The sequence below is a fragment of the Klenkia taihuensis genome, assembly GCF_900112525.1.
GTDB classification, from domain to species: Bacteria; Actinomycetota; Actinomycetes; order Mycobacteriales; family Geodermatophilaceae; genus Klenkia; species Klenkia taihuensis.
Genome location: NZ_FOMD01000003.1, coordinates 441,062 through 466,680, shown reverse-complemented (window position 1 = coordinate 466,680; position 25,619 = coordinate 441,062). Strand labels below are relative to the sequence as shown.

The window sequence follows — 25,619 nt, the reverse complement described above, 5'->3', positions numbered from 1 at the left end:
TCCGGGGCACGATGGGTGCGGTGAGCCAGCCCAGCCTGTTCGACGACCTCGAGGCCGCCGCCGAGACGCCCGTCGAGCACCCGCTGCTCGACGTCCGGCGCATCTGGGCCGAGCCCGCCGCGGCGGGGTCCCCGCGCGGTCGCCAGGTGCTGGCCCGGTTCCCCGCCGCCGAGGTGGTCGAGGTGGCCAGCCACTGGGCCGTCCCCGAGCTGCACGGCAACGCCGGGAACGTGGACCGCTGGGTGCGGGTGAAGACCGAGAACCTGGTGCTGGGGGTGAAGAAGTCGATCGCCACCCGGGAGAACGGCCGGTCGGCGAACTGGATCGCGCCCTCGACCGCCAACGGCTGCGCGATGGCCTGCGCCTACTGCTACGTGCCGCGCCGCAAGGGCTACGCCAACCCGATCACGGTGTTCACCAACATCGACCAGATCACCGCGCACCTGCGCCGGCACGTCGCCAAGCTCGGCCCCAAGCTCGAGCCCGACCAGTGCGACCCGGCCGCCTGGGTCTACGACATCGGCGAGAACGGCGACTGCTCGGTGGACGCCGTGGTCAGCGACAACGTGGCCGACCTGGTCGCGACCTTCGCGGAGCTGCCCACGGCCAAGGCGTCCTTCGCCACCAAGTGGGTGAACCGGCAGTTGCTGGAGCTGGACCCGCGCGGGCGCACCCGGGTCCGGTTCTCGGTCATGCCCGACGTGGACGCCAAGCTGCTGGACATCCGGACCAGCCGGGTCGCCGACCGCATCGCCGCCGCCGACGACTTCGTCGCGGCCGGCTACGAGGTGCACCTGAACCTGTCCCCCGTCGTCCTGCGCGGGGGCTGGGAGGCCGACTGGACGGCGCTGCTCCAGCAGCTGTCCGACGTGCTGGCGCCGGCGACGCGCGACCAGGCCGCGGCCGAGGTGATCATGCTGACCCACAACGAGGCGCTGCACGAGGTCAACCTGGGCTGGCACCCGCAGGCCGAGGCGGCGCTGTGGCGGCCGGACCTCCAGGAGGCCAAGACGTCGCAGAACGGCCAGCTCAACGTGCGGTACCGACCCGACGTCAAGCGCGCCGCGGTCGCCAGGCTGCGCGGGCTCATCGCGCAGCACGCCCCCTGGTTGACGGTCCGCTACGCGTTCTGAGCGAGCTCCAGCCGGTAGACCATGAGGTCGATGCCGGGCAGCGGGGACCAGTCCCGCTCGGGCAGCCGGGTGAAGCCCAGCCGCTCGTAGAGCCGGTGCGCGGCGTGCATCCGCGGGTCGGTGGAGAGCACGACGGCGGTCTTCCCGGCGTCGGCGGCCCGCTGCAGGCAGGCCCGCACCAGCGCCTCGCCGATGCCCCGCCCCCGGACGGCGGGGTCGACGACCAGCATCCGGAACGCGGCCTCGTCCGGGCCCTCGGTGACCTCGCCGAACTCCCCGTCCAGCACCAGCGCGACGCTGCCCACGAGCGCGCCGTCCGACCGGGCCACCAGCAGCTGCGACTTGGCCGCGCGGCCGGCGACGTCGGCGAGCTGCACCTGGTACTCCGGGCCGGCCCAGCCCTGCGAGGTGTAGATGGTCACGGTGAGCTCGGCGATGGCCGGGAAGTCGGTCTCCTGGGCGGGCTCCACGACGAGGGTCACGGGGCGCGACGGTAGCCCGCTGTCCCCACCCGTCACACGGGTCCCGAATCGGCGCGGCCGCCGGTGTGGCGAGCGGACCGGTCCCGCCGTCGTCCCTAGGTTCGCAGGCACGCCCCCGCAGGACCGGCCGCCGAAGCCCGGACCGACCGCCCCGAGCCCACCGCACACCCCGGAGATCACCGTGATCCGTCTCAAGAAGTCCCCCTCCGACGTCGCCGTCACCTTCGCCCTCGAGGAGCAGGCCGTGGCCGGCCCGGTCTCCGTCGTCGGCGACTTCAACGGCTGGACGCCGGGCACCCACACGCTGAAGAAGCGCAGCAACGGCACCCGCAGCGTCGTGGTGAAGCTGCCCGCCGGCGAGCCCGTCCGCTTCCGCTACCTCGCCGACGGCGGCGTGTGGCTGGACGACCCGACCGCGCACGCGCACGACGAGCAGGGCTCCCTGCTGCACCTCTGAGCCCCCCTCCGAGAGCCCCCCACCCGATCCGGGGTGGGGGGCTCGCGTGCGTCCGGGGCTGGCAGAGTGGGCGCCCGTGACCACCGTCCTCGCCGCCGCCGCGGCCGAGCAGGCCGGCTTCCTCGTCGGCCGGCTGCTGACCGTCGCCCTCGCCGTGCTGCTCGTCGTGTGGGGCACCCGGCTGCGCCGCCGCGGCCGCACCGGCGCCGGGATCGCCGCGATCGTGGTCGGCGCGCTCCTGGCCCTCGGCCTGCTCGCCAGCATCGCCGGCGGGGCCTCCACCGCCCCGTGACACGACGGAGCCCCCCACCCGCGGACGGGTGGGGGGCTCCTGTGCTCGTCGCTCAGGCGGCGAGGGCCTGCTCGGCCTGGGCGCGCTGGGCGCGGTCGTAGGCACGGCGGACCTTCGGGCCACCGGTGGTCAGCTTGTACAGCTGGGCCACCTGCTGCGGGGCGTTCTTCGGGGTGGTCGCGGCCATCCACCCGTTGGGCAGCGACAGCCGGAAGACCTTGTGCCAGGCGCTCGCGACCTGCTTGGGCAGCGACGCGGTGTGGTAGCGCAGGCCGTACTCGTCGAAGATCGCCTTCACCTTCGGCGCGATCTCGGCGTACCGGTTGCTCGGCAGGTCCGGGAACAGGTGGTGCTCCACCTGGTGGGACAGGTTGCCGGTCATGACGTGCATGGCCTTGGAGCCGGAGATGTTGGCCGAGCCCAGCATCTGGCGCAGGTACCACTCACCGCGGGTCTCGCCCTCGATGGAGGTCTTCTCGTAGGTCTCGACGCCCTCGGGGAAGTGACCGCACATGATCACCGAGTGCGACCACAGGTTGCGCACCAGGTTGGCCACGAAGTTCGCGGCCAGCGTCGGCACGAAGCTCGGGCCCGACAGCGCCGGGTGCACCAGGTAGTCCTTGGTGGCCTGCTTGCGGATCTTCTTCAGCACCTGCTTGGCGGCGGCCTTGAACTTCGGGTCGTTGCGCCGCTCCTCGGTGGCCAGGTTCTTGCCCAGCTCCAGGTCGTAGGCGGCGATGCCGTACTCGAAGAAGCACGCGTTGACGAAGTTCCACAGCGGCTGCGCCAGGTACAGCGGGATCCACTTCTGGTCCTCGTCGACCCGCATGATCCCGTAGCCCAGGTCGTTGTCCTTGCCCACGACGTTGGTGTACGTGTGGTGCAGCTCGTTGTGCGAGTGCTTCCACTGCTCGGCCGGGCTGGCCATGTCCCACTCCCACGTCGTGGAGTGGATCTTGGGGTCGCGCATCCAGTCCCACTGGCCGTGCAGGATGTTGTGGCCGATCTCCATGTTCTCGAGGATCTTGGCCACGCTCAGGCCCGCCGTCCCGATGAACCAGGCCGGGGGGAACTTGCTCAGCAGCAGCACCGCGCGGCTGGCCAGCTCGATCTTGCGCTGGACGTCGATGACCTTGCGGATGTAGGCCGCGTCGTCGGCGCCGCGGCTGTCGACGACCTCCTGGCGGATGGCGTCGAGCCGGCGGCCGATCTCCTCCACGTCCTCCGCGGACAGGTGGGCGACGGGGTTGTCGGACTTCTTCTGCAGGACGGTCACGCTGTTCTCCTCGTCGTCGGGGTCAGTGGTCGATGTCGCAGGCGCCGGCGGCGGCGCTGATGCAGGTCTGCACGAGCACGCCGTCACCGGGGGCGGCCACGGTGAGCTCGCCGTTGCGGATGTCGCGGACGGCGCCCTCGCGCAGCGGGAGGACGCAGCCGTAGCAGATGCCCATCCGGCAGCCGCTGGGCATGATCAGCCCGGCCTCCTCGGCGGCGTCGAGGATCGGCGTCGCGCCGTCGGACTCCACCGTGGTGCCGGTCTTGTTGTAGGTCACCGCGCCGCCCTCGCCGGTGACGAGCACCCGCGGGCGGAACTGCTCGATGAGCAGCCGGTCGGCGATGCCCTCGGCGGCCCAGTGCTCCTCGAGCGCCTCGAGCAGGCCGGCCGGGCCGCAGGCCCAGGTGGTGCGCTCGTGCAGGTCGGGAACCAGCTCGGCCAGCTCGACGGGCTTGAGGAAGCCGTCGCGCTCGGTGTGCCGCTCGACCAGCCGCAGCCGGCCGGTGGCGGCCATCGCGCGCAGCTCCTCGCCGAACACGACGTCCTGGGCGGTCGGGGCCGAGTGCACCAGGACGGCGTCGGGCAGCTCGTCGAGGTGGTTGCGCAGCATGCCCATCACCGGGGTGATGCCCGAGCCGGCGGTGACGAACAGCGCCTTGGCCGGCCGCTGCGCCGGGAGGGTGAACTCACCGGTGGCCTGGTCGAGCTGGACGACGGTGCCCGGGCGCAGGTCGCGGACCACGTGGTTGCTGACCTTCCCGTCGGGGATGGCCTTGACGCAGATGCTGATCGTGCCGTCGGTGGCGGCCCGGTCGGAGGTGACCGAGTAGGCCCGCCACTGGCGGACGCCGTCGACGTCGACGCCGATCCGGATGTACTGGCCGGGGACGTGCTCGCGCCAGCCGCGGCCGGGCTTGATGACGACGGTGACGGCGTCGGCGGTCTCGTGCCGCTTGGCCACGACCTTGCCGCGCAGGTCGGCACCGCTGCGCAGCGGCGCGAACAGGTCCAGGTAGTCGCGGGGCAGCAGCGGGGTGGTGGCGGCCTCCACGAGGCGCGTCACGCGGTCGCGCAGCCCGAGTCCGGTCGACGTCATGGATCGATGATGTCCCGCCGCGAGGGGTGAATACCTGTGCCCTCGACGTGAATCGAGGAGTAGTTTTCACACCCTGCGAACAACGAAACCGGGAACTCCCCGGTCAGCGAGGAGGTGCCGGTGGCCGAGACCCGCACGCTGTCCCCCACCGTGGCCCGCGCGATCCGCCGCGAGCTGCCGCAGGTCGCCGAGGCCACGGTGGCCACCATCGTCGCCGAGGTGCCCGCCTACGCCGACGCCTACGCCGACGGCCTGAGCGCCACCATCGAGAACGCGGTGCAGCTGGCGCTGGGCGGGTTCCTGGAGCTGGCCACCACCCGCGGCGCGGCCGCCGCCGACACCCCCATCCAGCCCGCGCTGGACGCCTCCTACCGGTTGGGGCGCGGCGAGGCCCGGGGCGGCCGGTCGATGGACGCCCTGCTGGCCGCGTTCCGGGTGGGCGCCCGCGTGGCCTTCCGGGGCCTGGCCGACCGGGCCGTCGCGGCCGGGCTGTCGGCGGGGCAGCTGGCCCGGTTCGCCGAGCTCGTCTTCGCCTACATCGACGCGCTGACGGCGGCCAGCGTCGCCGGGCACAGCGACGAGCGGCAGGCCAGCGGCCGGGTGCGCAGCCGCATGCTGGAGAAGCTGGGGCTGCGCCTGCTCGCCGCCGCGCCGCAGGACGAGCTGGCGGCCGCGGCCGAGCGGGCCGACTGGGTCCCGCCGCGCACCCTGACCGCCGTCCTGCTGCCGGCCGCCCGGGTGCGCGGGGCGCTGGCCCTGCTCGACGCCCGCACCCTGCAGCCCGGCGACGACGACGTCTCGGTGCTGCTGGTGCCCGACGCCGAAGGCCCCGCGCGGCCGGCGCTGCTGCGGGCGCTGGAGGGCAAGGAGGCCGTCGTCGGGCCACCCCGGCCCTGGTGGGACGCCGCGGCCTCGCACCGGCGCGCCGTCCGGGTCCTCGAGCTGGACCCGGCCGCACCCGGGGCGACCCCGGTGGACACCCAGCAGCGGCTGTGCGAGCTGGTGCTGCGGGCCGACGAGGACGCCCTCGCCGACCTGCGCGCGGCCGCGCTGGCCCCGCTGGGCGAGCTGTCCGAGGGCGCGCGGGAGAAGCTGACCGAGACGCTGCGGGCCTGGCTGCTGCACCACGGCCGCCGCGACGCCGTCGCCGCCGAGCTGTTCGTGCACCCGCAGACCGTGCGCTACCGGATGGGCCAGCTGCGCGAGCTGTACGGCGACCGGCTCGAGGACCCGCGGACGGTCCTGGAGCTCACCCTCGCGCTGGCCTAGGGGCTCTCGGGCAGCCGGGCGACCAGCAGGATGTGCGTGTCGGGCCAGTCCAGCTGCTCACCGGTGCCGGGGTCCAGCAGCTGCGCGACCGGGGCCAGCACGTTCTGCACGAGCCACTCGTTGCGCCACGGGCCCGACCGGGGGTCGACCTCGAAGCCGGCCGCGGTGACCAGCCGGGCCCAGGCGTCGCCGTCCAGCGCGCAGAACCGCTCGTGGGTCTCGCTGAGCCAGTTGTCGGTGTAGCTGCGCTTGGTGAGGAACTCCATCGCGTCGGCCAGGGACAGCAGGACGTCGTCGCCGTCCTCGTCGTGGGCGAACGGGACGCCGGCGTTCGCGCGGAAGTCGACCGCGAACTGGTCGAACCGGGCGCGGGTGGACAGGCCGTCGAGGTGCGCCTGCGGATCGGGGTGGGTGGCCAGGTCGACCGGCCCGGCGCCGCGGTCGCCGTCGTCCGTCCGCAGCCGCAGCCGGACCCGCCGGTCGCCGCCGGCCGGTCCGCACACGTCGGAGTTCACCCAGACCCCGCCGGGGGCGGTGTGCCGGGCGACCTCGGCGGCGAGCCGCTCCAGCGCGGGGACGCCGTCGCCGTAGCTGAGGATCTCGTGGGTCAGGGCGAAGGTGGTCGTGGTGTCCACGGTGCCGGGCGGGAAGACCGGGCCGGCGAGCACGTTCGCGTGCACGAAGAACGTGTTCGGGTTGGCCGCGAAGGCGCCCTGGGCCTTGCGGTGCTCGCACTCGTCGTAGAGGTGCCGGGCGACCTCGACGCCGAACAGGTCGGACTCGTGCAGCGACGGCTCGGCGGCGGCCAGCTCGAGCATCGCGCCGGTGGCGCAGCCGACGTCGACGATCCGGCCGGGGCGGACCCAGGGCCGGGCCTGGGCCCACTTGCGGTCGGCGGCGGCCTCGAAGGCGGCGATGTAGGACCGGTACTCGCGGGTGGCGGTCAGCCCGCCGTCGGAGCCGACCACGGGGTCGGTGCAGATGGTGCGGACCGCGTCGACCAGGCCGTAGCGGTCCAGCACGGAGACGGTGGCCGGGTGGGCGAGGTCGCGCCAGGTCTCGTCGCCGGCGACGAGCAGCTCCAGCACGTCCCACGGCCGGGCCGGGTCGGACTCGTCGCCGGCCTCGACCGGGACGACGCGGTAGCCCAGCGCGCGGTACATCGCGGTGACGGCCGCCGTGGAGCAGGCGACCACGGTGTCGGCGGGGGTCGGGGTCCGCCGACCGCCGGTCTCGTGGGCGACGGTCTTGACGGTGAGCTCGGCGAACCGGTCGGTGGGGGCGACGTCGACGACGCCGACCACCAGGCTCTCGATGCCCTCGGCCAGGGCGAACCGCTCGATCGCGGCCTCGCGGCGGGCGGCGGGGACGGGGTTGCGGCGGGTGCCGCGGTGGTTGGCCGAGGTGACGGCCCAGACGACGACGGCGTCCTGCGCCACCGCGACCGGCTCGCCCTCGGTGTCGCTGACCTGGCCGGCGAGCAGGGCGTGCAGGTAGTCGGCCTGGAACCGGGTGAGGACGTGGTGGCGCCCGGGGAGCAGGACGGTGCGGAAGGGCTCGCTCACGAGTTGGATGGTGCCGTGCTCCGGGTGCAGAACTTCACCGTGTCCGCCGACGGCTACGGCTCCGGCGAGGGCCAGAGCCTTGACCAGCCCTTCGGGACGGCGAACCCGGGTGAGCTGATGTCGTGGTTCTTCCCGACCGCCTCCTTGCCCGGGCGCTCCGACGGCAGCGGCACGCGGGGCCTGGACGACCTGTTCGCACGGGACTGGGCCCACGGCATCGGCGCCGAGATCATGGGGGCCAACAAGTTCTCCCCGCACCGGGGTCCCTGGACGGACCTGTCCTGGCAGGGGTGGTGGGGCGACGAGCCGCCGTTCCGGACGCCGGTGTTCGTCTGGACCCACCACCTGCGGCCCTCGTTCACCCTCGGGGAGACCACGTTCCACTTCGTCTCCGGCTCGCCCGCCGACGTCCTGGCGCAGGCCACCGAGGCGGCGGGTGGGCTGGACGTGCGGCTGGGCGGGGGCGCGGCGTCGGTGCGGGCGTTCCTGGACGCCGGGCTGGTCGACACCCTGCACGTGGCGGTGGCGCCGGTGACGATCGGCGCCGGGTCGCGGCTGTGGACCTCGCCGTCCGAGCTGGAGGACCGGTACCACCACGAGCAGGTCGCCAGCCCCACCGGCCGCGCCGTCCACCACCTCTTCTGGCGCTGACCCTCCCGGGGTTCCGTCACGGGTCGGGACCGGCGCGTGACGGGAGGTTGCCTGGTCGGGGTCTCGTCGACGGCCCAGAACTGTCAGACCCCCGTGGTGAAGTGCAGCCATGGCACTGGAGGGGCGGTTCGCGGTCGAGGTGACCACCCGGTTCACCCCTGCCGGCTGGGTCGCCCCCGACCTGCCCCCGGTCGTGGCGCCGCGGCTGACCGAGACGGCGGCGGCGTTCGGGCTCACCGGCGCCGCCCTGGATGCCGAGATCGCGTCGGTGCGGGCCAAGCGGTCGGAGCTTGCCGCCTACGAGGCCGGGCTGATCGAGCGCAAGGCCACCCAGGGCGCCCAGCACGCGCTGCCGTTGCTGCCCGGCGCCCGCACCGACGTCGGTGGCGGGGAGGGCGAGGCGGAGCTGCAGGCCGCGGATGACTTCCTGCCCGACGAGGTGGCGGTGCTGCTGCGCTGCAGCGTCACCTCCGCCCGGCACCTGGTCGAGCACGCCCTGGTGCTGGTCCGCCAGCTCCCGGTGGTGTGGCACGCGCTGGCCGACGGCCGCATCGACGAGTCCCGGGCCCGGGTGATCTGCGAGGTGCTGCGCTGGCAGGCCACCTCCGTCGGCGGCCCGTTCGCCGACGACGCCATCGACGAGCTGGCCGCCAGGGCGGTGGGCTGGGCCGAGCGGGGCTGCCCGCCCACCACGCTGCGGGAGCGGCTGCAGGCCGGCCTCGTCGCGCTGGACCCCGAGGCCGCCGACCGGCGCCGCAGGGCCCGGGTCGACGGCGGCGACGTCACCACCACCCCCACCGGCGACGGCACCTCGGAGCTGCGGGCCACCGGCGTCGCCACCGAGCGGGCCGCCTTGATCCGTGCCCAGCTGACCGCCTACGCCCGCAAGCTGAAGGCCGACGGCGACCCCCGACCCCTCGGCGCGCTGCGCAACGCGGTCATGGATGCGCTGATCACCCGCCCCTGGGACACCCCCGACCCCGCCGTGGCGCACGTGACGATCACCGCCGACCTGCGCGACCTGTTCGATCCCGAGCAGCTGCGCACCCTCCGCGACCTCGCCACCGATGACCCCCACGACGAATCGCCCGCCGAGGACGACGCCGCACCCGCTCACGATGCCTCGACCGACCGGGCGCAGCACCCGACCGGCACGGGGTCAGCGCCCCGCGCCGTCCCGCGCCGGAGCCCGTCCGCCGCCCGGCACACGCCTGCCGAGACCTGGGCCAGCCGGGACACCACTGCCCAGGACACGACCAGCCCCACCAGGTCCGCACAGGACGAGTCCGAGCACCGTGAGGACGCCCGGGAAGCCGGTGGCCCGACCGGTGGTGTCGGCGACGTCGCCGGCCAGCCGGTCACCCCGGCCGCAGTGCGCGAGCTGTTGCGCCGCATCGATGTCCTCGGCCTCGTCGACCCGGCCACCGGCGACCTCGTCCTCACCATCACCGACCGGGGGCGGGCGCTGGCCGTCGCCTCACCGGCCGAGCTGCTCGCTGCGGCCCGCCAGGGCACCGGCCTCGGCCCACCGCCATCAACAGCCGGCTACACCCCGACCGCCGCCCAGTACTGCTACCTGCGCGCCCGCGACCGGCACTGCCGCTTCCCCGGCTGCCGCCGGGACGCCCGCAGCTGCGACGCCGACCACGTCGTACCCCACGGCGCCGGCGGCAGGACCTGCACCCCGAACCTGGCCCTGCTCTGCCGCCACCACCACCGGCTCAAGACCCACGCGCCCGGCTGGTCCTTCCGCCTCGACCCCGACGGCACCCTGCACGTCACCACACCCGGCGGCAGCACCGTCACCACCCGGCCGCCCGGCGTCGACGAGGTCCTCGACCCCGAACGGCCACCGCCCCCACCGCACGACCCCGTCGACGACCCGCCGCCGTTCTGATCCCGAGGCGGCCCGCTCACCGGCGTGCCAGCCTGGCTCCCTTCTCCCACCCACCGAACCGACGCAGGGCCCAGGGCTCCGAGCTCGCCGTCTCCCCTGCCGTCGCCGCCCGGACCCGGCCCCCGCCCCGTTGCGGTGCGCCGCATGGTGGACCTGGACCGGGTGACGGAGATGGTCGGACTCGGCGACTGGTCCGGCGTCGAGCTGCCCGAAGGGACGCACATCGAGCAGATCGGTCCCGGGCGGATCCACGCCGACTTCGGGGACCCGGACCACGTCTTCCTGGTCACCGTCCAGCAGGTCACCCGCCGCCAGCTCGTCGCGGAGCCACGCCCCGTGCTGACCCGGGCGGACGGTGTCGTCGTCGAGCTGCGGGCCGTCGAGGTGGCCAACCACGTCACCCTCACCCTGTCCGCGACCGGGCCCGCCGCCGCAGCCGGCTCGGCGCGGTACCGCTCCGACGTCGATGCCTGGGCCCGCCGGGTCCGGGCCGCCCTCGACGCCGGGCGGTCCGCCGATCCGGAGAGACCGCCGCGGCACCCCGCCGACGACGTGGCCGACCTGCCGGTCGAGCTGACCGACGACGCCGGCACCACCTACGCCTGGGTCACCGGGATGGCCGGCCACGAGGACGACCCCTGGCGGTACGTCCTGCACCTACGGCCCACTCCGCCGCCCGAGGCACGCGCGCTGCGGATCAGGGTCGGCGACGGCGACACGGTCGATCTCGACCTGCCGCCGCGGGATGGTTGCTGAGCGCCACCTGAGCGCGTGCGACGATCCGGACGTGGGGGACGGGGCACGGCCGCAGCTGCCCCGCGAGGTCCGGGTCCTCGCCGTCGTCGCCTTCGTGGTGGCCCTCGGGTTCGGCATCGTCGCCCCCGCCATCCCCATCTACGTCCGCTCCTTCGGGGTCGGCGGCACCGCGGTGGGCCTGGCGGTCAGCTCGTTCGCGTTCTTCCGGTTCGTCTCCGCGTTCGGCGGCGGCGCGCTGGTCGAGCGGTTCGGCGAGCGGGTCGTGCTCACCGCCGGACTGGTCGTCGTCGCCGTCACCACCGGCGCCGCCGGGCTGGTCGACCACTTCCCCGCGTTCCTCGCGCTGCGCTCCGCCGGCGGCGTCGGCAGCGCCATGTTCACCGTCGCCGCGCTCTCCCTGCTGCTGCGGGTCGCACCCGCCGAGCACCGCGGGCGGTCGGCGGCAACCTTCCAGGGCGGCTTCATCCTCGGCGGCATCGCCGGCCCCGCCGCGGGCGGACTGCTCGCTGCCCTCTCCCCCCGCCTGCCGTTCCTGCTCTACGCCGCCTTCCTGCTGCTGGCCGGCGCCGTCGGCCTCGTCCTGCTGCGCACCCCCGCCACGCAGACCGCCACCCCGGACACCCCGCAGTCGGCTCCCCCGCTGCCGCTGGCCGCCGCCCTCCGCAACCGCGCCTACGTCGCCGCCCTCGTGGTCAACTTCGGCGTCGGCTGGATGCTCTTCGGCGTCCGCAACTCCCTCGTCCCGCTGTACGTCACCGAGGACCTCGGTCGCACCGTCGCGTGGGCCGGCGCCGGGCTGCTGGTCGGCTCGGTCGCCCAGGCCGTCGGCCTGCTCCGCTCGGGCCGGCTGGTCGACGGGTGGGGACGGCGACCGTCCCTCGTCGTGGGCTCGGCGCTGGCCACCGGCTCGGTCGCCCTGCTGGTCGGTCCGCCGAGCACCCCCGTCTTCCTCGTCTCCATGGCGGTCTTCGGCCTCGGGGCCTCCCTGCTGGCCAGCGCCCCCGCAGCCCTCGTCGCCGACGTCAGCCCGGCCCGCGGCGGCCGGGTGGTCGCGGTGTTCCAGATGGCGTCGGACCTCGGGGGCATCCTGGGCCCGCTGGCCGCCGGGGCGCTGACCGACGCCGTGGACTACCAGCTCGCCTTCGGCGTCACCGCCGCCGTCCTCGCCGCCGGCCTCGTGGCAGCGCTGCTCCTCCCCCGGCGCTAGCGACCCGGGATCTGCAGGTCGTACTGGCGGATCTTGCGGTAGAGCGTCGCCCGCGAGATGCCCAGCTCCTCCGCCGCGTGCACCGCGGTGGCCCCCGGCGCGGTGAGGCAGCGCAGGATCTCGTCGCGCTCCAGCTGCTCCAGCCGGCTCAGCGCCCGCCCGCCCGAGGTCAGCACCGACGGCGGCAGGTGCGCCAGGTCCACCACGTCGGTGCGCCCGGACGCCTCCCGGACGACGGCGCGCAGCTCGCGCACGTTCTCCGGCCAGCGGTGCCCCTCCAGCGCCCGCACCGCCCGCGGGGTGAACTGCACGTCGCGGTGCCGGTGCTCCCGGGCGAAGGAGCGGGCCAGCGGGGCGATGTCCTCGGGCCGGTGCCGGAGCGGGGGCACCTCCACGACCGCGTCGACGAGGGCCGCCAGCCGCTCGGGCAGCGCCTCGAACGTCGCGGCGGTGAGCACCAGCGGCGGGACGGCGGACGGCGTCACCGCGGCGGCGAGCCGGTCGGCGGCCCACGCGGGCAGCACGTCGGCGCCGGCCACCACCACGCAGGTGTCGGGTGCGGCCAGCGCCGGCACCCACAGCGCCAGCCAGGCGTCGACGTCCTCGGCTCCCGGCGGGCGGGCCACCAGCACCCGCTCGCGGCGGGCGACCGCCTGCCGGGCCAGCGCGGCGACCGCGGTCTTGCCGGTCCCGGGCTCCCCCACCACCGCCAGCAGCCGGCCGGCCTGCACGGCCTCCCGCGCGGCGCCGACCGCCTGCGTCCAGGCGCGGGAGGACGCCGCGTCGCCGGCGGCCAGGCGGTCGGTGACCACGTGGAAGACCTCGCCGCGGGGCTGCGGGCGGGCCACCGCGCCGCCGGCACGGGACTGCATGAGGGCCGCGGTGTTGCCCGCGGCGGACTGCGCGAGAGCCAGCAGCAGGTCCGAGGACCCGGTCGACCAGGTGGTCATGTTGATGCTGCCCAGCAGGTTCCCCGACGCCGGGTCCAGCACCGGCACCGCCGCGCAGGTGTAGCGCCGCAGCGGGGCCACGAAGTGCTCGCCGGAGCGCACCAGCGACGGCGTGCGGTCGGCCAGCGCGAGGGCCAGCCCGTTGGTCCCCGCCGTCCGCTCGCCGAAGTGGAAGCCCGGCGCCAGGTGCACCCGGTCCAGCGATCGGACCATGTCGCCGTCCACCGACCAGCGGGCCAGCACCAGGCCCTCGTGGTCGGTCATCATCAGCCCGACCGGCTCGGTGCCCAGGGTGTCGTGCAGCGCGCTCAGCACCTCGGCGCCGCAACGGTAGAACAGCGACCCGGTGTCGACGTCCCCGGTGAAGACCGGCTCGACCTCCTCCGGCGAGACGCCGTAGCGCTCGCTGCGCACCCACGAGGCGCGCACCCGCGGGCGCACGACCTCCAGACCGTCGTCCACGAGCTCACCCCCGGTCGGTCGCGCCCAGAATACCCGGCAGTGACGGGCGTCTCAAAGTGAGACACATCGACCCATCAGCACCCCTGCACGCCGCCCTAGCGTCGGGCCCGAGCACCGACGCTCCGACCGCAGGAGGACCCGTGTACAGCAAGGACGGCAACGACTACTTCGTCGTGGACGCGCACATCGCGCTCTGGGACGCCCGCCCGGAGAACCAGCTCAACATCCACGGCAAGCAGTTCATCGACTGCTTCTACGACTACCACCGCAACCTGTCGCCGGAGTCCGAGGTCTGGGACTACGAGCAGTACCTGTACCAGGGCGGCGAGAAGCTGATGGCCGACGTCTTCGCCGACGGCATCGTCGACCACGCGGTGTTCCAGCCGGCCCGGCTCGGCGAGTTCTACAAGAACGGGTTCGGCCAGACCGAGGAGGCCTTCGCCCTCGCCCAGGCCCACCCGGACAAGCTGACCTACAACCACTACTGGGACCCGCGGGACGGCGAGAACGGGCTGGACAAGCTCCGGGAGAACGCCGAGCGGTTCCAGCTCAAGGGCGTGAAGCTCTACACCGCCGACTGGCACGGCGACAGCCGCGGCTGGAAGCTCAACGACCCGATGGCCTACCGGTACTTCGAGGTCTGCCGCGAGCTCGGCATCAAGAACATCCACATCCACAAGGGCCCGACCATCCGCCCGCTGGACCGCGACGCCTTCGACGTCGCCGACGTGGACCACGTGGCCACCGACTTCACCGACCTGGACTTCATCGTCGAGCACGTCGGCCTGCCGCGCCTCGAGGACTTCTGCTGGATCGCCACCCAGGAGCCCAACGTCTACGGCGGCCTGGCCGTGGCCATCCCCTTCATCCACACCCGGCCCCGCTACTTCGCCCAGATCATGGGTGAGCTCCTCTACTGGATCGGCGAGGACCGGATCCTGTTCTCCAGCGACTACGCCCTCTGGACGCCGAAGTGGCTGGTCGAGAAGTTCGTCGACTTCCAGATCCCCGAGGACATGACCGAGTACGCGCCCATCAGCACCGACCAGAAGCGCAAGGTGCTGGGCCTCAACGCCGCCAAGCTCTACGACATCCCGGTGCCGGCGGACCTGCAGGTGGCCGAGGCCGACGCGACCGCGACCGGCCCCCGCGACCCGGACGCCGCCGACAAGAACCTGGCGATGGCATGACTGCGGTCCTGCCGCGCATCGACGAGACCGCCGTCCGGGAGGCCCTGGGCTCCGTCGTCGACCCCGAGCTGGACGAGCCGATCACCGACCTCGGCTTCGTGCGGTCGGTGACGGTCCGGGGTGCCGACGTCGAGGTCCACCTGCGGCTGCCCACGTCGTTCTGCGCGCCCAACTTCGCGTGGCTGATGGTCAGCGACGCCCGGGACGCCGTCCGCGCCGTCCCCGGCACCGGACGGGTGGTCATCGAGCTCGACGACCACCACGACTCCGACCTGATCAACGCAGGCCTGGCCGCCGACGCCGACTACCGCGGCACCTTCGGCCATGAGGCCGAGGAGTCCCTCGACGAGCTGCGGGCCACCTTCCACCGCAAGGCGCACGCCGCCGCGATGGAGCGCGCGCTCACCAGCTGGGTGCGGGCCGACCCGACCCGCACCGAGGACGACGTCGCCGCCGTCCGGCTGGCCGACCTGCCGACGGGCCGCGAGAAGGAGTCCCTGCTGTCCCGCCGGGCCGCCCTCGGGCTGTCCCTGTCCCCCGCCTCGCCGGTGCTGCTCGGCCCCGACGGCACCCCGCCGGCGCCCGAGCAGGTCGCGCTGACCTTCCGCAAGGCCCGGTCGGTGCGGGTCTCCGTCGACGGCAACGCGCACTTCTGCCGCGGCCTGCTCACCACCCGCTACCCCGGCTCGGAGGCCGACCAGGTCTTCCGGCCGTCCATTGACTCGACCCTGCCCTTGGAGGTGCTCCGATGAAGGCCGTCCGCGTGACCGGCTACCACCAGAAGCTCGAGCTGACCGAGCTGGACAAGCCCGAGGTGACCGGTCCGCACGACGTCGTCGTGAAGATCGGCGGTGCCGGCGTCTGCCGCACCGACCTGCACATCCTCGAGGGCCAGTGGGCCGAGAAGAGCCAAGTGCAGCTGCCGTACACGATCGGCCACGAGAACGCCGGCTGGGTCGACGCGGTCGGCTCGGCGGTCACCAACGTGGCGGTCGGCGACAAGGTGATCCTGCACCCGCTGATCACCTGCGGGCTGTGCCGCGCCTGCCGCTTCGGCGACGACGTGCACTGCGAGAACTCCGCCTTCCCCGGCATCGACACCAACGGCGGGTACGCCGAGTACCTCAAGACCTCGGCGCGCAGCTGCGTGAAGATCGACGACGCGCTGGAGCCCGCCGACGTCGCGGCGCTGGCCGACGCCGGCCTCACCGCCTACCACGCGGTGGCCAAGGCGGCCCGCCGCCTGCACCCCGGCGACCGGCTGGTGATGATCGGGTCCGGCGGCCTGGGCCACATCGGCATCCAGGTGGCCAAGGCCCTCACCCCGGCCGAGCTCATCGTCATCGACCGCAACCCCGACGCGCTCAAGCTCGCCGAGTCCATCGGCGCCGACCGGGGCGTGCTGGCCGACGGCAGCCACGTCGAGCAGGTGCTCGAGCTCACCGGCGGCCACGGCGCCGAGGTGGTCGTGGACTTCGTCGGCGAGAACGGCTCCACCAAGGAGGGCCTGGCGATGACCCGCCGGGCCGGTGACTACTCGGTGGTCGGCTACGGCGAGAACGTCGACGTCCCGACCATCGACCTGGTCTCCACCGAGGTCAACGTGATCGGCAACCTGGTCGGCTCCTACAACGACCTGGTCGAGCTCATGGCGCTGGCCGCCGCGGGCCGGGTCACGCTGCACACCCAGAAGTACGCGCTGGAGGACTTCCAGGGCGCCGTCGACGACCTGGACAACGGCCGCGTGCGCGGCCGCGCCATCCTCATCCCCTGACCGCCGCGTCGAGGCCGGGCGCGAACAGCAGCCCGGCCTCGGCTGCGGGCAGCGGGGCCGAGAGGTGGAAGCCCTGCGCGGCGTCGCAGGCGTCGGCGGCCAGGCGGGTCAGCACGTCGGCGTGCTCCACGCCCTCGGCGACCACGGTCAGCCCGCTGGCGTGCGCGGTGGCCACCATGAGCGCGACCAGCTGCTGGTCGACCGGGTCGGCGGACAGGAAGCTGCCGTCGACCTTCAGCGTGTCCACCGGCAGGTGCCGCAGCGCGCCGATCGACGTCGTCCCGGTGCCGAAGTCGTCCAGCGCCACCGCCACCCCCACCGCGCGCAGCGCGGCCAGCTGGGTCAGCAGCACCGGTGACTCCACGACGGCGGACTCGGCCACCTCCAGCACCAGGCAGGCAGCCGGCACACCGGCGTAGGCCAGGGTCGAGACCACGGTGTCGGTGATCCGCGGGTCGCTGAGCGTGCGGGCCGACAGGTTGACCGCCACCCGCACCCCGTCGGTGTCGACCGGCAGGCCCGCGGCCGCCCGCCACGCGCCGAGCTGGTCGACCGCGGAGCGCAGCACCCAGCGGTCCAGCTCGCAGATCAGGTCCGACTGCTCGGCCACCGGGACGAAGGCCTCGGGGGTGAGCAGCCCGGCACCGGGCCGCTCCCAGCGGGCCAGCGCCTCGAAGCCGACCAGGTCGCCCGAGGCCACGTCGAGCACCGGCTGGTACAGCACGTGCAGCTCGCCGCCGGCCAGCCCGCGGCGCAGCGCCTCCTCGACGTCGCGGCGCTCGTCGACGTCCGCGCGCAGCCGGTCGTCGAAGACCTCGACCCGGCCGCGGCCGGTGTGCTTCGCCCGGTAGACGGCGGCGTCGGCCTGCGCGAGCAGCTCGTCGCCGTCGACCTCGCCGTCCTGGGCCACCGCGACGCCGACGCTCGCGCCGACGGCGACCGGCCGCGGGCCGCTCGCGGTGGCCACGACCAGCGGCTCGGACACCGCGGCGACCAGGCGCTCGCCCAGGGCGACCAGCTCGGCCACGTCGGCGACGGCCTCGACCAGCACGACGAACTCGTCCCCGCCCAGCCGGCACACGGTGTCCCCGGCCCGGGCCTGCTCCCGCATCCGGGCACCGACGGCCTGCAGGACGGCGTCGCCCGCGGCGTGGCCCGCGCGGTCGTTGACGCCCTTGAACCCGTCGAGGTCGACGAACAGCAGGCCGGTGGCCGCGCCGGCCCGGCGGGCGCGGTGCAGCGCGGACGTGGTGAGCTCCAGCGCCCGGGCCCGGTTGGGCAGGTCGGTGAGCGGGTCGTGCGCGGCCTGGTGGCTCAGCGCGGTCTGCAGCCGGTCGCGCTGGCGCAGCGAGGTGACCAGCTGCTCCACCGAGGCGTGCAGCACCTCCCCCAGCGGGCCGGGCAGCGGCTCGTCGAGCACCGGGTCGGCCAGGTCGCCGCGGGCGACCGCCCGGGCCTGGTCCTGCACCCGGCGCAGGCTGCCGACGGCGCCGCCCAGCGCCCGGCCCACCGAGCGGACCTCGCGCGGTCCGGCCACGTCGACGTCCACCAGGCGGCCCTGGGAGACCTCGTCGGCCTGGTCGGAGAGCCGGCGCAGCGCCCGGGTGACCTGCCGGCCGACCAGGGCCAGCACCAGGCCGGTGCCGAGGACCGCGAGCACCGCGGCGAGCACGGTGGCGTCCCGCTCGGCGGCCGCCCGCCGACCGTCGGCCGCGGCCGACGTGGCCGCGACGTCCACGGCGTCGGCGAGCACGGTGTTGGTCTGCTCGGTGACCGCCGCGGCGGCGAGCACCGTGCGCTGCAGCTGCAGCAGGCCCGGGGCGACGACGCGCTCCTGGGCCGCGGTCGACAGCACGTCCTCCACGGTGGCCGCCTCCGGCGTCGCGCCGAGCGCCACCGCGGCGGCCCGCAGGCGGGGGTCGGTCAGGCTGGTCAGCGCCGCGCGGGCCAGCTCGACGGCGCTGTGCGACTGCAGCCACTGCCACTGCCGGGCGGGGCCGTCGTCGGTGCCGGCCAGCACCAGCCAGCCCAGGTAGTCGACCACGTCGGGGTTCAGGCCGGCGGTCAGCTCGGCCACCAGCCGGACGTCGCGGATGGCGGCCACGGTCTGCGTGCTCGCCGCGGCGCTGGCCGCGGACACCACGACCGCGTTCTGCCGCTCGTGCAGGCGGTCGGAGACCGACGTCCAGCCCAGCCGCAGGGCGGTCGCGCCCGGCGCGGTGCCGGCGTCGACCTCCGCCCGCAGCGCGACGACCTGGGACTGCGCGGTGCGGGCGGCCCCGGCGGAGGCGGGCAGCCCGACGGCCAGCGCGAGCTGGGTGTTCGTCTCGGCGCGCACGCGGCCGGTGGCCTCGGCGAGCTCGTCGGCGACCGCGTCGGTGAACTGCGGCGTGATGCCCAGGGCGGTGCGTGCGGCGGGGTCGTCCAGGGCCGCGGCGACGACCAGGACGAGCAGCTCCTGGTCCACCGCGGCGGAGGCGCGGGCCAGCTGGCCGTACGCGCGCACCTGCTCGGCGGCCGTCGTCGACGCGTCGGCGGAGTCGGCGGCACGCACGGCGAGCACGACGGCGAAGGCGGTGAGGCTGCTCAGCGGCAGCACCACGAGCACGAGCAGCAGTGCCCACAGCGGGGTCCCCCGGCGTCCCCGGGCAGACCGATCATTCCGGGTCCACACAGACCGTATTTCGGCGGGCCGGGGGCACCGCTTGAGCGGTGCCCCCGGGCCTCACCCCCCGGGGTCAGGCGTCGGCGACCAGCGGGGCGACCTCGGTGCCCAGCAGCTCGATGCCGCGCAGCAGGTCGGCGTGGGCCAGCCGCGGGTTGGTCATCTGCACCGACAGCCGGTCGACACCGCCCAGCTGGTCGGAGATGCGGCGGATCTTCTCGGCCACCGTCTGCGGCGAGCCCATGAAGAACGCGCCGTCCGGGCCGGAGGTCGCGTCGAACTGGGCGCGGGTGGGCTGCCGGAAACCCCGCTCGCGGCTGATCTTGGCGAACATCTCGTGCCAGCCGGGGTAGATGGTGTCGGCGGCCGCCTCGGTGCTCTCGGCGACGTAGCCGAACACGTGCAGGCCCACCTGCAGCTGCTCGGGGGCGTGCCCGGCCTGGGCACCGGCCCGGCGGTAGAGGTCGATCAGCGGGGCGAACTGGCGCGGCTCGCCGCCGATGATGGCGACCATGAGCGGCAGGCCGAGCAGGCCGGCGCGGGCGAAGGACTCCGGGCTGCCGCCGACGCCGACCCAGATGGGCAGCCGCTCCTGCGCGGGGCGGGGGTACACGCCCTGGCCGGTCAGCGCGGGCCGGTGCTGCCCGGACCAGGTGACCCGCTCGGACTCGCGGATCTGCAGCAGCAGCTCGAGCTTCTCGGTGAACAGCGAGTCGTAGTCCGACAGCGGCAACCCGAACAGCGGGAAGGCCTCGGTGAAGGAGCCGCGGCCCACGACCAGGTCGGTGCGCCCGCCGGAGATCAGGTCGAGGGTGGCGAACTGCTGGAAGACCCGGACCGGGTCCGCCGCCGACAGCACGGTGACCGCGCTGCCCAGCCGGATCCGCTCGGTGCGGGCAGCCGCGGCGGCCAGGATGATCGCCGGGGCGGAGTCGTAGTACTCCGGGCGGTGGTGCTCGCCGATGCCGAAGGAGTAGAGCCCGACCTGGTCGGCCAGGGCGATCTCCTCCAGCAGGTGCGCCATCCGCTGCTGCGGCCCCACGGCCTCGCCGGTGGACGGGTCGGTGACTGCGGCGACGAAGCTGTCGATGCCGATGTGCATGGTCTCCCCCTCGGGACGGTGACGCCCTCACTGTAGTTCAACGTTCAACCGTCATGGGCGCGGGTTGTTCCCGGCCGGTACCGTGCCGGCACATGGGGGTTCGCCGGGGTGCCCTCGCCGTGCTGGCGGGGCTGGTGGTCGGTGCGCTGGGCGCGCCCGGGACCGCGGCCGCCGACCCCGGGGACACCGGCATCGGCTACGACGTGTCCTACCCGCAGTGCGACCAGCCGCTGCCGGCGGTGGCGTCCTTCGGCGTCGTCGGGGTCAACGGCGGCCTGGCGACGACGGCCAACCCGTGCCTGGAGGAGCAGCTGGCCTGGTCGGCCGGGCTGGGCCCGGTGCAGGTGTACGTCAACACCGCCAACCCCGGTCAGGTCCGCGACGCGGTCAGCACCTGGCCCCGCAGCGGCGACAGCCCCTACGGCGTCTGCGACGGCGACGCGGGCCCGGCCTGCTCCTACGTCTACGGCCGCACCCGCGCCGCGGTCGACATCCACGCCTTCCTGCTGCCCGCCGCCGCCCGCGCCGGCGTCCCCCTCGTGCCCGCCGAGCTCACCTGGTGGCTGGACGTCGAGACCACCAACACCTGGCAGACCGGCTCGGCCGCCGCGCGGGCGGCCAACCGGGCGACGCTGGAGGGCATGGCCGACTACCTGGCCGCCACCGGCGCACCGGTCGGGCTGTACTCCAGCGGCCAGCAGTGGGCGCAGATCGTCGGCTGGGTGCCGCCGGGGTCCTCGCTGCACGACCTGGACAGCTGGCTGGCCGGCGCGTCCGACCCGCTCGGCGCGGCCCAGCTGTGCGCCTCGGCCTCGCTGACCGGTGGCGGCGACGTCGTCCTGGCCCAGTACGTCACCGAGCTCGAGGGCCGGCTGCTCGACCACGACCTGCCCTGCTGAGCCCGCGCCCGGCAGACTCGCGCCCATGGACTCCGGTGCGGTGCGGTTCGGGTTGCTCGGCTACGGCTTCGGCGGGCGGTACTTCCACGCCCCGCTGCTGGCCGCGGCGGAGGGCGTCGAGTTCGTCGGGGTGGTGACGACGTCGGAGGAGCGCCGGGCGCTGGTCGCCGCCGACCACCCCGGCACCGCCTGCCTCGACTCGCTGGAGGCCCTGGCCGACGCCGGCGCCGAGGCGGTGGCCATCTCGACCCCGGCCGGCACGCACAGCGAGCTGACCGACCGGGCGCTGGACCTGGGCCTGGCGGTCGTCTGCGACAAGCCGTTCGCGCTGGACGCCGCCGCCGCGCAGGCATCGGTGGACCGCGCGGCCGCCGCCGGGCTGGCGCTCTCGCCGTACCAGAACCGGCGCTGGGACTCCGACTTCCTCACCCTGCGCCGGCTGGTCGCGGACGGCGCGCTGGGCGAGGTGCGGTCCCTGGAGTCCCGGTTCGAGCGGTGGGCGCCCGGCCCCGGGCCCGGGGTCGCCGGGGGCGGCACGCTGCTGGACTTCGGCAGCCACCTGGTCGACCAGGCGCTGGTGCTGCTGGGCCCGGTCACCGGCGTCCTCGCCCGCTGGTCGGTGCGGGAGTCCGGCCTGGACGACGACGTGCTCGTCGTGCTGGACCACGCCGGCGGCGCCCGGTCGGTGCTGCAGGGCAGCTGGCGGCAGGGCGCCCCCGGGCCGCGGCTGCGGGTGACCGGCTCGGCCGGCAGCTACGTCGTCGGCACCGGCACCGACGACCGCGGGCTGGGCGCCATGGACGGCCAGGAGGCAGCCTCCCTGGCCGGGGTGGCGCCCGCCGGGTGGGGCACCGAGCCGCCGGAGGCGTGGGGCCGGCTGCACACCGGTGCGGCGTCGGTGCCGGTGCCGAGCGAGCGCGGCGCGTGGAACACCTTCTACCCGGCCTTCGCCGACGCCGTCCGCGGCCGGGGCCCGGTGCCGGTCGACCCCCGCGACGCCGTCGCCACCGCCCGGGTGCTCGACGCCGCCCGGCGCAGCGCGGTCGAGGGCGGGATGGTGGCCCCGTGACCCTCTCCGCCACCGACCGCACCCACCTGGCCCGCTGCGTGGAGCTCGCCGAGGAGGCCCTGGACGCCGGGGACGAGCCGTTCGGCTCGCTCCTGGTCGCCGCCGACGGCACCGTGCTCGCCGAGGACCGCAACCGGATCGCCGGCGGGGACTCCACCCGGCACCCGGAGTTCGAGCTGGCCCGCTGGGCCGCCGAGCACGTGCCGGCCGACCAGCGGCCGGGCGCGACCGTCTACACCTCCGGCGAGCACTGCCCTATGTGCTCGGCCGCGCACGCCTGGGTCGGCCTGGGCCGGATCGTCTACGCCAGCTCCTCGGCGCAGCTCGCGCAGTGGCTCGAGGAGCTCGGCGTGGCCCCCGGCCCGGTGGCCACCCTGCCGGTGCGGGCGGTGGCTCCGGGGACCCCGGTCGACGGCCCCGACGAGGAGCTGTCCGCCCGGGTCCGGGAGCTGCACGTGCGGCTGCACCGCCGCGGCTGACCGGCCGCGGCGGCGCAGCGGGGTCAGATCGGCTCGACCTGGTCGGCCTGCGGGCCGCGGTCGCCGGGGCTGGCGGTGAACTGCACGCGCTGGCCCTCGTCGAGCTCGCGGTAGCCGCCCCGGTCGGGGATGGCCGAGAAGTGCACGAACACGTCGGGGCTGCCGTCGTCGGGGGCGATGAAGCCGAAGCCCTTGCCGGCGTTGAACCACTTCACGGTGCCCTCCTGCCCGCCCTGCAGCGGCGGCGGCACGTCCCGCGGCCCGGACTGCTGGCGCTGCGGCCGGCCGGCCCCCCGGGAGGGGTCGCGCCGGGCCTCGCGGCGGGCGGGGTCGCGGCGCGGGGGCGGGCCGGCCTGGCCCAGCGGCCGGACGACGTCGGCCTGCGGGCCGCGCTCGCCCTGGCTGGCGGCGAACTCCACCCGCTGGCCCTCGGCGAGGTCGCCGTAGCCGCCGTCGTCCTCGATCACCGAGAAGTGCACGAACACGTCGCGGGAGCCGTCGTCGGGCTCGACGAACCCGAAGCCCTTGTCACCGTTGAAGAAGCGCACGGTGCCCTGCTGCAGGCCCGAGCCGCCGCCCTGGCCGCCGTACCCGCCGCCACCGCCGCCGCCGCCGGACAACGGCTGCACGTGGGTGGCCTGCATGCCCCGGTCGCCCTGCGCGGCCTCGAACTCGACTCGCTGGCCCTCGTCGAGGGAGCGGTAGCCGCCGTCGTCGACGATCGCGGAGAAGTGCACGAAGACGTCGTCGCCGCCGTCGTCGGGCGAGATGAAGCCGAAGCCCTTCTCGCCGTTGAAGAACCGCACGGTGCCCTGGGGCAGCCCGGAGCCGGCCCCGGACCAGCCGCCGTCGTCGTACCCGCCACCGGCGTACCCGCCGGCCAGGGGCTCGACGTGGGTGGCCTGCATGCCCCGGTCGCCCTGCGCGGCCTCGAACAGCACCCGCTGGCCCTCCTCGAGGGAGCGGTAGCCGCCGTCGTCGACGATCGCGGAGAAGTGCACGAAGACGTCGTCGCCGCCGTCGTCGGGCGAGATGAAGCCGAAGCCCTTCTCGCCGTTGAAGAACCGCACGGTGCCCTCGGCACCGCCGCCGGAGCTGCGCTGCGCGCGGGCGGGCTCGCGGCGCGGGGCCTCCCGGCGCGGGCCGCGGTCGTCGCGGCGGTCGTCCCGGCGGGGCTCGCGCGAGGCGGAGCGGTCGACCTGGACCGGCGGGCCGCCCAGCGGGACCACCCGGTCGGCCTGCAGGCCGCGCTGGCCCGGGCTGGCCTCGTACTCGACCCGGGCACCCTCGTCGAGGCTGCGGAACCCGCCGCGGTCCTCGATGGCCGAGAAGTGCACGAAGACGTCCTCACCGCCGTCGTCGGGGCCGATGAACCCGAACCCCTTCTCCGCGTTGAACCACTTCACGAACCCCTGCGGCATGCCCTGCTCCTGCTTCCTGCTGCTCCGTGGCACCGGTGTGCCGTGCTCCAGCGTCCCACCTGCCGTGCTCAGTCCTCCGGAGGGTGCACCGGCCGGGGCGCGAGCACCAGGCACAGCGCGCCGATCGCGGCGAGGAGGTAGAGGCTGGCGAGCCGGTAGACGACCACCGCGGGCACCGCCTGCGCGGCGGGCAGACCGGCCGCGACCAGCGCGGAGGCCACCGCGGCCTCGACGACGCCGATGCCGCCGGGGGTCAACCGGGTGGAGGAGACCAGCGCGCCCGCGGCGAAGGCCAGCACCGCGCCCCGCAGCGACAGCTGCGCGCCGACCGCGTACACCGCCAGCAGCAGGCACAGCGCGTCCAGCAGCCAGTTGGCCACCGCCAGCAGCCCGGCCAGCGCGGCGTTGCGGAAGCCCGGGCGGATCGAGCCGAGCGAGGTCAGCGCGTCGTCGACGGCCGGGCCGACGACCGCCGGCCGCAGCACCCGGAACCAGCGGGACAGCGGCGAGAGGACGGCGGCCAGCAGCTTGACCACGAGGTCCTTGGCCTCGGGGCTGCGGGTGACGGCCAGCAGCGTGAGCACCGGGACGACGGCGGCGACCGACGCGATCGAGGCGACCGCGGCGCCGAAGGGGCTGCTGGTGGCCGACGCGCTCACCGCGACCACCGCGGCCAGCGCCACGGTCGAGCACACGCCGGACACCGCCAGCACCCAGCTGACCAGCGCCGCGCTGTTGCCCAGGTCGCGCATCCGGCGGAAGGCGTAGGCGACGCTGGCCGCCGACCCGGCCAGCGGCAGGCCGACGGAGATGGCGTTGCCGCCGTAGACGGTGGCGGTCAGGCTGCCGGTCGGGGCCGTGCCGCCGCCGGCGCGCAGCAGCAGCTGCTGCTGCCAGACCAGGCACTGCATGGACAGCAGCTGCACCGCGACCGCGGCGACCGCCCAGCGCAGGTCGGTGCCCGACAGGGTGCGGAACCAGCCGACCACCGACTGCCAGAAGACCGCCAGCAGCACCACCGTGCCGACCGCCAGCACCCCGCCGAGGGCCGGGCGCCACCACCGCGCGACCGCACCGCGGGTGTCCGCGGTGTCCTGGCCGCCCGGGTGCTCCGGGTCCGGACCGGTGCTCATCGGGGATGACCGTAGCGACCCGTGCGCCCCGGGACCCCCGACAGGCGGCACCGGGGAGTCCGGTCTGCCCCGCACGGGTGAGGCGGCACCTGTCCGACCTCGGGTCTTCACCCTCTGCACACCCGGCTCCGACCCGACGCACACCCGGGCGGGCACCGCGCCCCCCGTGACCAGGCCACTGTCCCCCGTCGCGCCCCGTCCCGCGCGTCAGGGGCCCCACGACCCCGTCGCGTGGGAGGACGTCCGCTGGGCGCTGCTGACCCCGGTGCTGGGCCCGCTGGCCGACCGCAGCCCGGACGTGGCGATCGCCCTGCTCGGCGCGGTCGACGAGGCCGTGGCCGCCGGCCGGGCCCAGTGGCGGCGCCGCCGCTGACCGGGGTCGTCGGTGGGTGGC

The 25,619-nt window shown here is 75.1% G+C and carries 24 protein-coding genes; 15 read left to right on the top strand and 9 right to left on the bottom strand.

Annotated features, from left to right (window positions below; translation table 11 throughout):
• The first annotated feature begins 20 nt into the window (after positions 1-20).
• Positions 21-1,133: a spore photoproduct lyase family protein gene (locus BM158_RS14330; RefSeq protein WP_229827400.1), complete on the top strand. Its 1,113-nt coding sequence runs from the start codon at positions 21-23 to the stop codon at positions 1,131-1,133.
• Here BM158_RS14330 and BM158_RS14325 read toward each other — a convergent pair.
• Positions 1,121-1,615 carry a GNAT family N-acetyltransferase gene (locus BM158_RS14325; RefSeq protein WP_091560200.1) on the bottom strand — a complete coding sequence of 165 codons (495 nt, stop codon included), beginning with the start codon at positions 1,613-1,615 and terminating at the stop codon, positions 1,121-1,123. The genes BM158_RS14330 and BM158_RS14325 overlap by 13 nt on opposite strands.
• A 181-nt stretch (positions 1,616-1,796) precedes the next feature.
• Between BM158_RS14325 and BM158_RS14320 the strand changes: the two genes are divergently transcribed.
• Positions 1,797-2,072 (top strand): isoamylase early set domain-containing protein, encoded by a 276-nt coding sequence (locus BM158_RS14320; protein ID WP_091560198.1) that lies wholly within the window; start codon positions 1,797-1,799, stop codon positions 2,070-2,072.
• A gap of 76 nt (positions 2,073-2,148) precedes the next feature.
• The gene (locus BM158_RS14315; RefSeq protein ID WP_091560195.1) at positions 2,149-2,364 is read left to right on the top strand and encodes a hypothetical protein; all 216 of its coding nucleotides are present in this window, start codon (positions 2,149-2,151) and stop codon (positions 2,362-2,364) included.
• A gap of 52 nt (positions 2,365-2,416) precedes the next feature.
• On the opposite strand, the gene BM158_RS14310 is transcribed toward BM158_RS14315, so the two are convergent.
• Together BM158_RS14310 and BM158_RS14305 are read right to left on the bottom strand one after the other, a co-directional pair.
• Entirely contained in the window at positions 2,417-3,640 is a 1,224-nt protein-coding gene (locus BM158_RS14310) for a fatty acid desaturase family protein (RefSeq protein ID WP_091560190.1), read from the bottom strand.
• Positions 3,641-3,662: 22 nt separating this feature from the next.
• A complete protein-coding gene (locus tag BM158_RS14305; protein WP_091560186.1) occupies positions 3,663-4,736 on the bottom strand; it encodes a ferredoxin reductase in 1,074 nt (357 codons plus the stop codon).
• A 120-nt stretch (positions 4,737-4,856) separates the two neighbouring features.
• Between BM158_RS14305 and BM158_RS14300 the strand changes: the two genes are divergently transcribed.
• Positions 4,857-6,005, top strand: a complete 1,149-nt coding sequence (locus BM158_RS14300; RefSeq protein WP_191328513.1) for a PucR-like N-terminal domain-containing protein — start codon at positions 4,857-4,859, stop codon at positions 6,003-6,005.
• On the opposite strand, the gene BM158_RS14295 is transcribed toward BM158_RS14300, so the two are convergent.
• Positions 6,002-7,570, bottom strand: coding sequence for a class I SAM-dependent methyltransferase (locus BM158_RS14295; RefSeq protein WP_207506585.1), 1,569 nt, complete (start codon positions 7,568-7,570; stop codon positions 6,002-6,004). The genes BM158_RS14300 and BM158_RS14295 overlap by 4 nt on opposite strands.
• 15 nt (positions 7,571-7,585) lie before the next feature.
• Between BM158_RS14295 and BM158_RS14290 the strand changes: the two genes are divergently transcribed.
• From BM158_RS14290 to BM158_RS14275, 4 genes are all read left to right on the top strand, one after another.
• Complete coding sequence (locus BM158_RS14290) at positions 7,586-8,221, top strand: dihydrofolate reductase family protein (RefSeq protein ID WP_229827401.1); 636 nt, start codon at positions 7,586-7,588, stop codon at positions 8,219-8,221.
• Positions 8,222-8,330: 109 nt separating this feature from the next.
• Positions 8,331-10,118 carry an HNH endonuclease signature motif containing protein gene (locus tag BM158_RS14285; RefSeq protein WP_091560181.1) on the top strand — a complete coding sequence of 596 codons (1,788 nt, stop codon included), beginning with the start codon at positions 8,331-8,333 and terminating at the stop codon, positions 10,116-10,118.
• Between the two features lie 144 nt (positions 10,119-10,262).
• Entirely contained in the window at positions 10,263-10,874 is a 612-nt protein-coding gene (locus tag BM158_RS14280) for a hypothetical protein (RefSeq protein ID WP_091560177.1), read from the top strand.
• Positions 10,875-10,905: 31 nt separating this feature from the next.
• Positions 10,906-12,081: an MFS transporter gene (locus BM158_RS14275; RefSeq protein ID WP_229827402.1), complete on the top strand. Its 1,176-nt coding sequence runs from the start codon at positions 10,906-10,908 to the stop codon at positions 12,079-12,081.
• Here the strand turns inward: BM158_RS14275 and BM158_RS14270 are convergent.
• Positions 12,078-13,493, bottom strand: a complete 1,416-nt coding sequence (locus BM158_RS14270) for an AAA-type ATPase lid domain-containing protein (RefSeq protein ID WP_091560173.1) — start codon at positions 13,491-13,493, stop codon at positions 12,078-12,080. The two genes, BM158_RS14275 and BM158_RS14270, sit on opposite strands and share 4 nt — an antisense overlap.
• Positions 13,494-13,633: 140 nt before the next feature.
• Here BM158_RS14270 and BM158_RS14265 point away from each other — a divergent pair, with 140 nt between their 5' ends.
• Genes BM158_RS14265 through BM158_RS14255 form a run of 3 tightly spaced genes read left to right on the top strand, consistent with a single transcriptional unit; the run spans position 13,634 to position 16,457 of the window.
• Positions 13,634-14,683: an amidohydrolase family protein gene (locus BM158_RS14265; RefSeq protein WP_091560170.1), complete on the top strand. Its 1,050-nt coding sequence runs from the start codon at positions 13,634-13,636 to the stop codon at positions 14,681-14,683.
• A complete protein-coding gene (locus BM158_RS14260; RefSeq protein WP_091560163.1) occupies positions 14,680-15,435 on the top strand; it encodes an iron-sulfur cluster assembly protein in 756 nt (251 codons plus the stop codon). Before BM158_RS14265 ends, BM158_RS14260 begins: the two co-directional genes overlap by 4 nt.
• A complete protein-coding gene (locus tag BM158_RS14255; protein ID WP_091560161.1) occupies positions 15,432-16,457 on the top strand; it encodes an NAD(P)-dependent alcohol dehydrogenase in 1,026 nt (341 codons plus the stop codon). Before BM158_RS14260 ends, BM158_RS14255 begins: the two co-directional genes overlap by 4 nt.
• Here BM158_RS14255 and BM158_RS14250 read toward each other — a convergent pair.
• On the bottom strand, positions 16,447-19,065 hold the full coding sequence (locus tag BM158_RS14250) for a putative bifunctional diguanylate cyclase/phosphodiesterase (protein ID WP_131802051.1): 2,619 nt from the start codon (positions 19,063-19,065) through the stop codon (positions 16,447-16,449). The genes BM158_RS14255 and BM158_RS14250 overlap by 11 nt on opposite strands.
• A 130-nt stretch (positions 19,066-19,195) precedes the next feature.
• Positions 19,196-20,224, bottom strand: coding sequence for an Atu2307/SP_0267 family LLM class monooxygenase (locus BM158_RS14245; protein ID WP_091560154.1), 1,029 nt, complete (start codon positions 20,222-20,224; stop codon positions 19,196-19,198).
• Between the two features lie 92 nt (positions 20,225-20,316).
• Here BM158_RS14245 and BM158_RS14240 point away from each other — a divergent pair, with 92 nt between their 5' ends.
• The 3 genes from BM158_RS14240 to BM158_RS14230 are packed head-to-tail and all read left to right on the top strand — an operon-like array spanning position 20,317 to position 22,671.
• Positions 20,317-21,123: a glycoside hydrolase family 25 domain-containing protein gene (locus tag BM158_RS14240; RefSeq protein ID WP_091560152.1), complete on the top strand. Its 807-nt coding sequence runs from the start codon at positions 20,317-20,319 to the stop codon at positions 21,121-21,123.
• Positions 21,124-21,148: 25 nt separating this feature from the next.
• A complete protein-coding gene (locus tag BM158_RS14235; RefSeq protein WP_091560148.1) occupies positions 21,149-22,192 on the top strand; it encodes a Gfo/Idh/MocA family protein in 1,044 nt (347 codons plus the stop codon).
• Positions 22,189-22,671, top strand: coding sequence for a nucleoside deaminase (locus BM158_RS14230; RefSeq protein ID WP_091560144.1), 483 nt, complete (start codon positions 22,189-22,191; stop codon positions 22,669-22,671). Before BM158_RS14235 ends, BM158_RS14230 begins: the two co-directional genes overlap by 4 nt.
• Positions 22,672-22,694: 23 nt before the next feature.
• On the opposite strand, the gene BM158_RS22975 is transcribed toward BM158_RS14230, so the two are convergent.
• Both BM158_RS22975 and BM158_RS14220 read right to left on the bottom strand, forming a co-directional pair.
• A complete protein-coding gene (locus BM158_RS22975; RefSeq protein ID WP_091560141.1) occupies positions 22,695-24,092 on the bottom strand; it encodes a cold-shock protein in 1,398 nt (465 codons plus the stop codon).
• A gap of 68 nt (positions 24,093-24,160) precedes the next feature.
• On the bottom strand, positions 24,161-25,225 hold the full coding sequence (locus BM158_RS14220) for a flippase-like domain-containing protein (protein WP_091560137.1): 1,065 nt from the start codon (positions 25,223-25,225) through the stop codon (positions 24,161-24,163).
• A 166-nt stretch (positions 25,226-25,391) separates the two neighbouring features.
• Here BM158_RS14220 and BM158_RS21545 point away from each other — a divergent pair, with 166 nt between their 5' ends.
• Complete coding sequence (locus tag BM158_RS21545; protein ID WP_131802050.1) at positions 25,392-25,598, top strand: hypothetical protein; 207 nt, start codon at positions 25,392-25,394, stop codon at positions 25,596-25,598.
• The last annotated feature ends 21 nt before the right edge of the window (positions 25,599-25,619 follow it).

Coding starts and splice junctions, on each gene's coding strand:
- BM158_RS14305 (WP_091560186.1), bottom strand. CDS start 4,736: ATGACGTCGACCGGACTCGGGCTGCGCGACCGCGTGACGCGCCTCGTG.
- BM158_RS14285 (WP_091560181.1), top strand. CDS start 8,331: ATGGCACTGGAGGGGCGGTTCGCGGTCGAGGTGACCACCCGGTTCACC.
- BM158_RS14280 (WP_091560177.1), top strand. CDS start 10,263: ATGGTGGACCTGGACCGGGTGACGGAGATGGTCGGACTCGGCGACTGG.
- BM158_RS14260 (WP_091560163.1), top strand. CDS start 14,680: ATGACTGCGGTCCTGCCGCGCATCGACGAGACCGCCGTCCGGGAGGCC.
- BM158_RS14255 (WP_091560161.1), top strand. CDS start 15,432: ATGAAGGCCGTCCGCGTGACCGGCTACCACCAGAAGCTCGAGCTGACC.
- BM158_RS14245 (WP_091560154.1), bottom strand. CDS start 20,224: ATGCACATCGGCATCGACAGCTTCGTCGCCGCAGTCACCGACCCGTCC.
- BM158_RS14240 (WP_091560152.1), top strand. CDS start 20,317: ATGGGGGTTCGCCGGGGTGCCCTCGCCGTGCTGGCGGGGCTGGTGGTC.
- BM158_RS14235 (WP_091560148.1), top strand. CDS start 21,149: ATGGACTCCGGTGCGGTGCGGTTCGGGTTGCTCGGCTACGGCTTCGGC.
- BM158_RS22975 (WP_091560141.1), bottom strand. CDS start 24,092: ATGCCGCAGGGGTTCGTGAAGTGGTTCAACGCGGAGAAGGGGTTCGGG.
- BM158_RS14220 (WP_091560137.1), bottom strand. CDS start 25,225: ATGAGCACCGGTCCGGACCCGGAGCACCCGGGCGGCCAGGACACCGCG.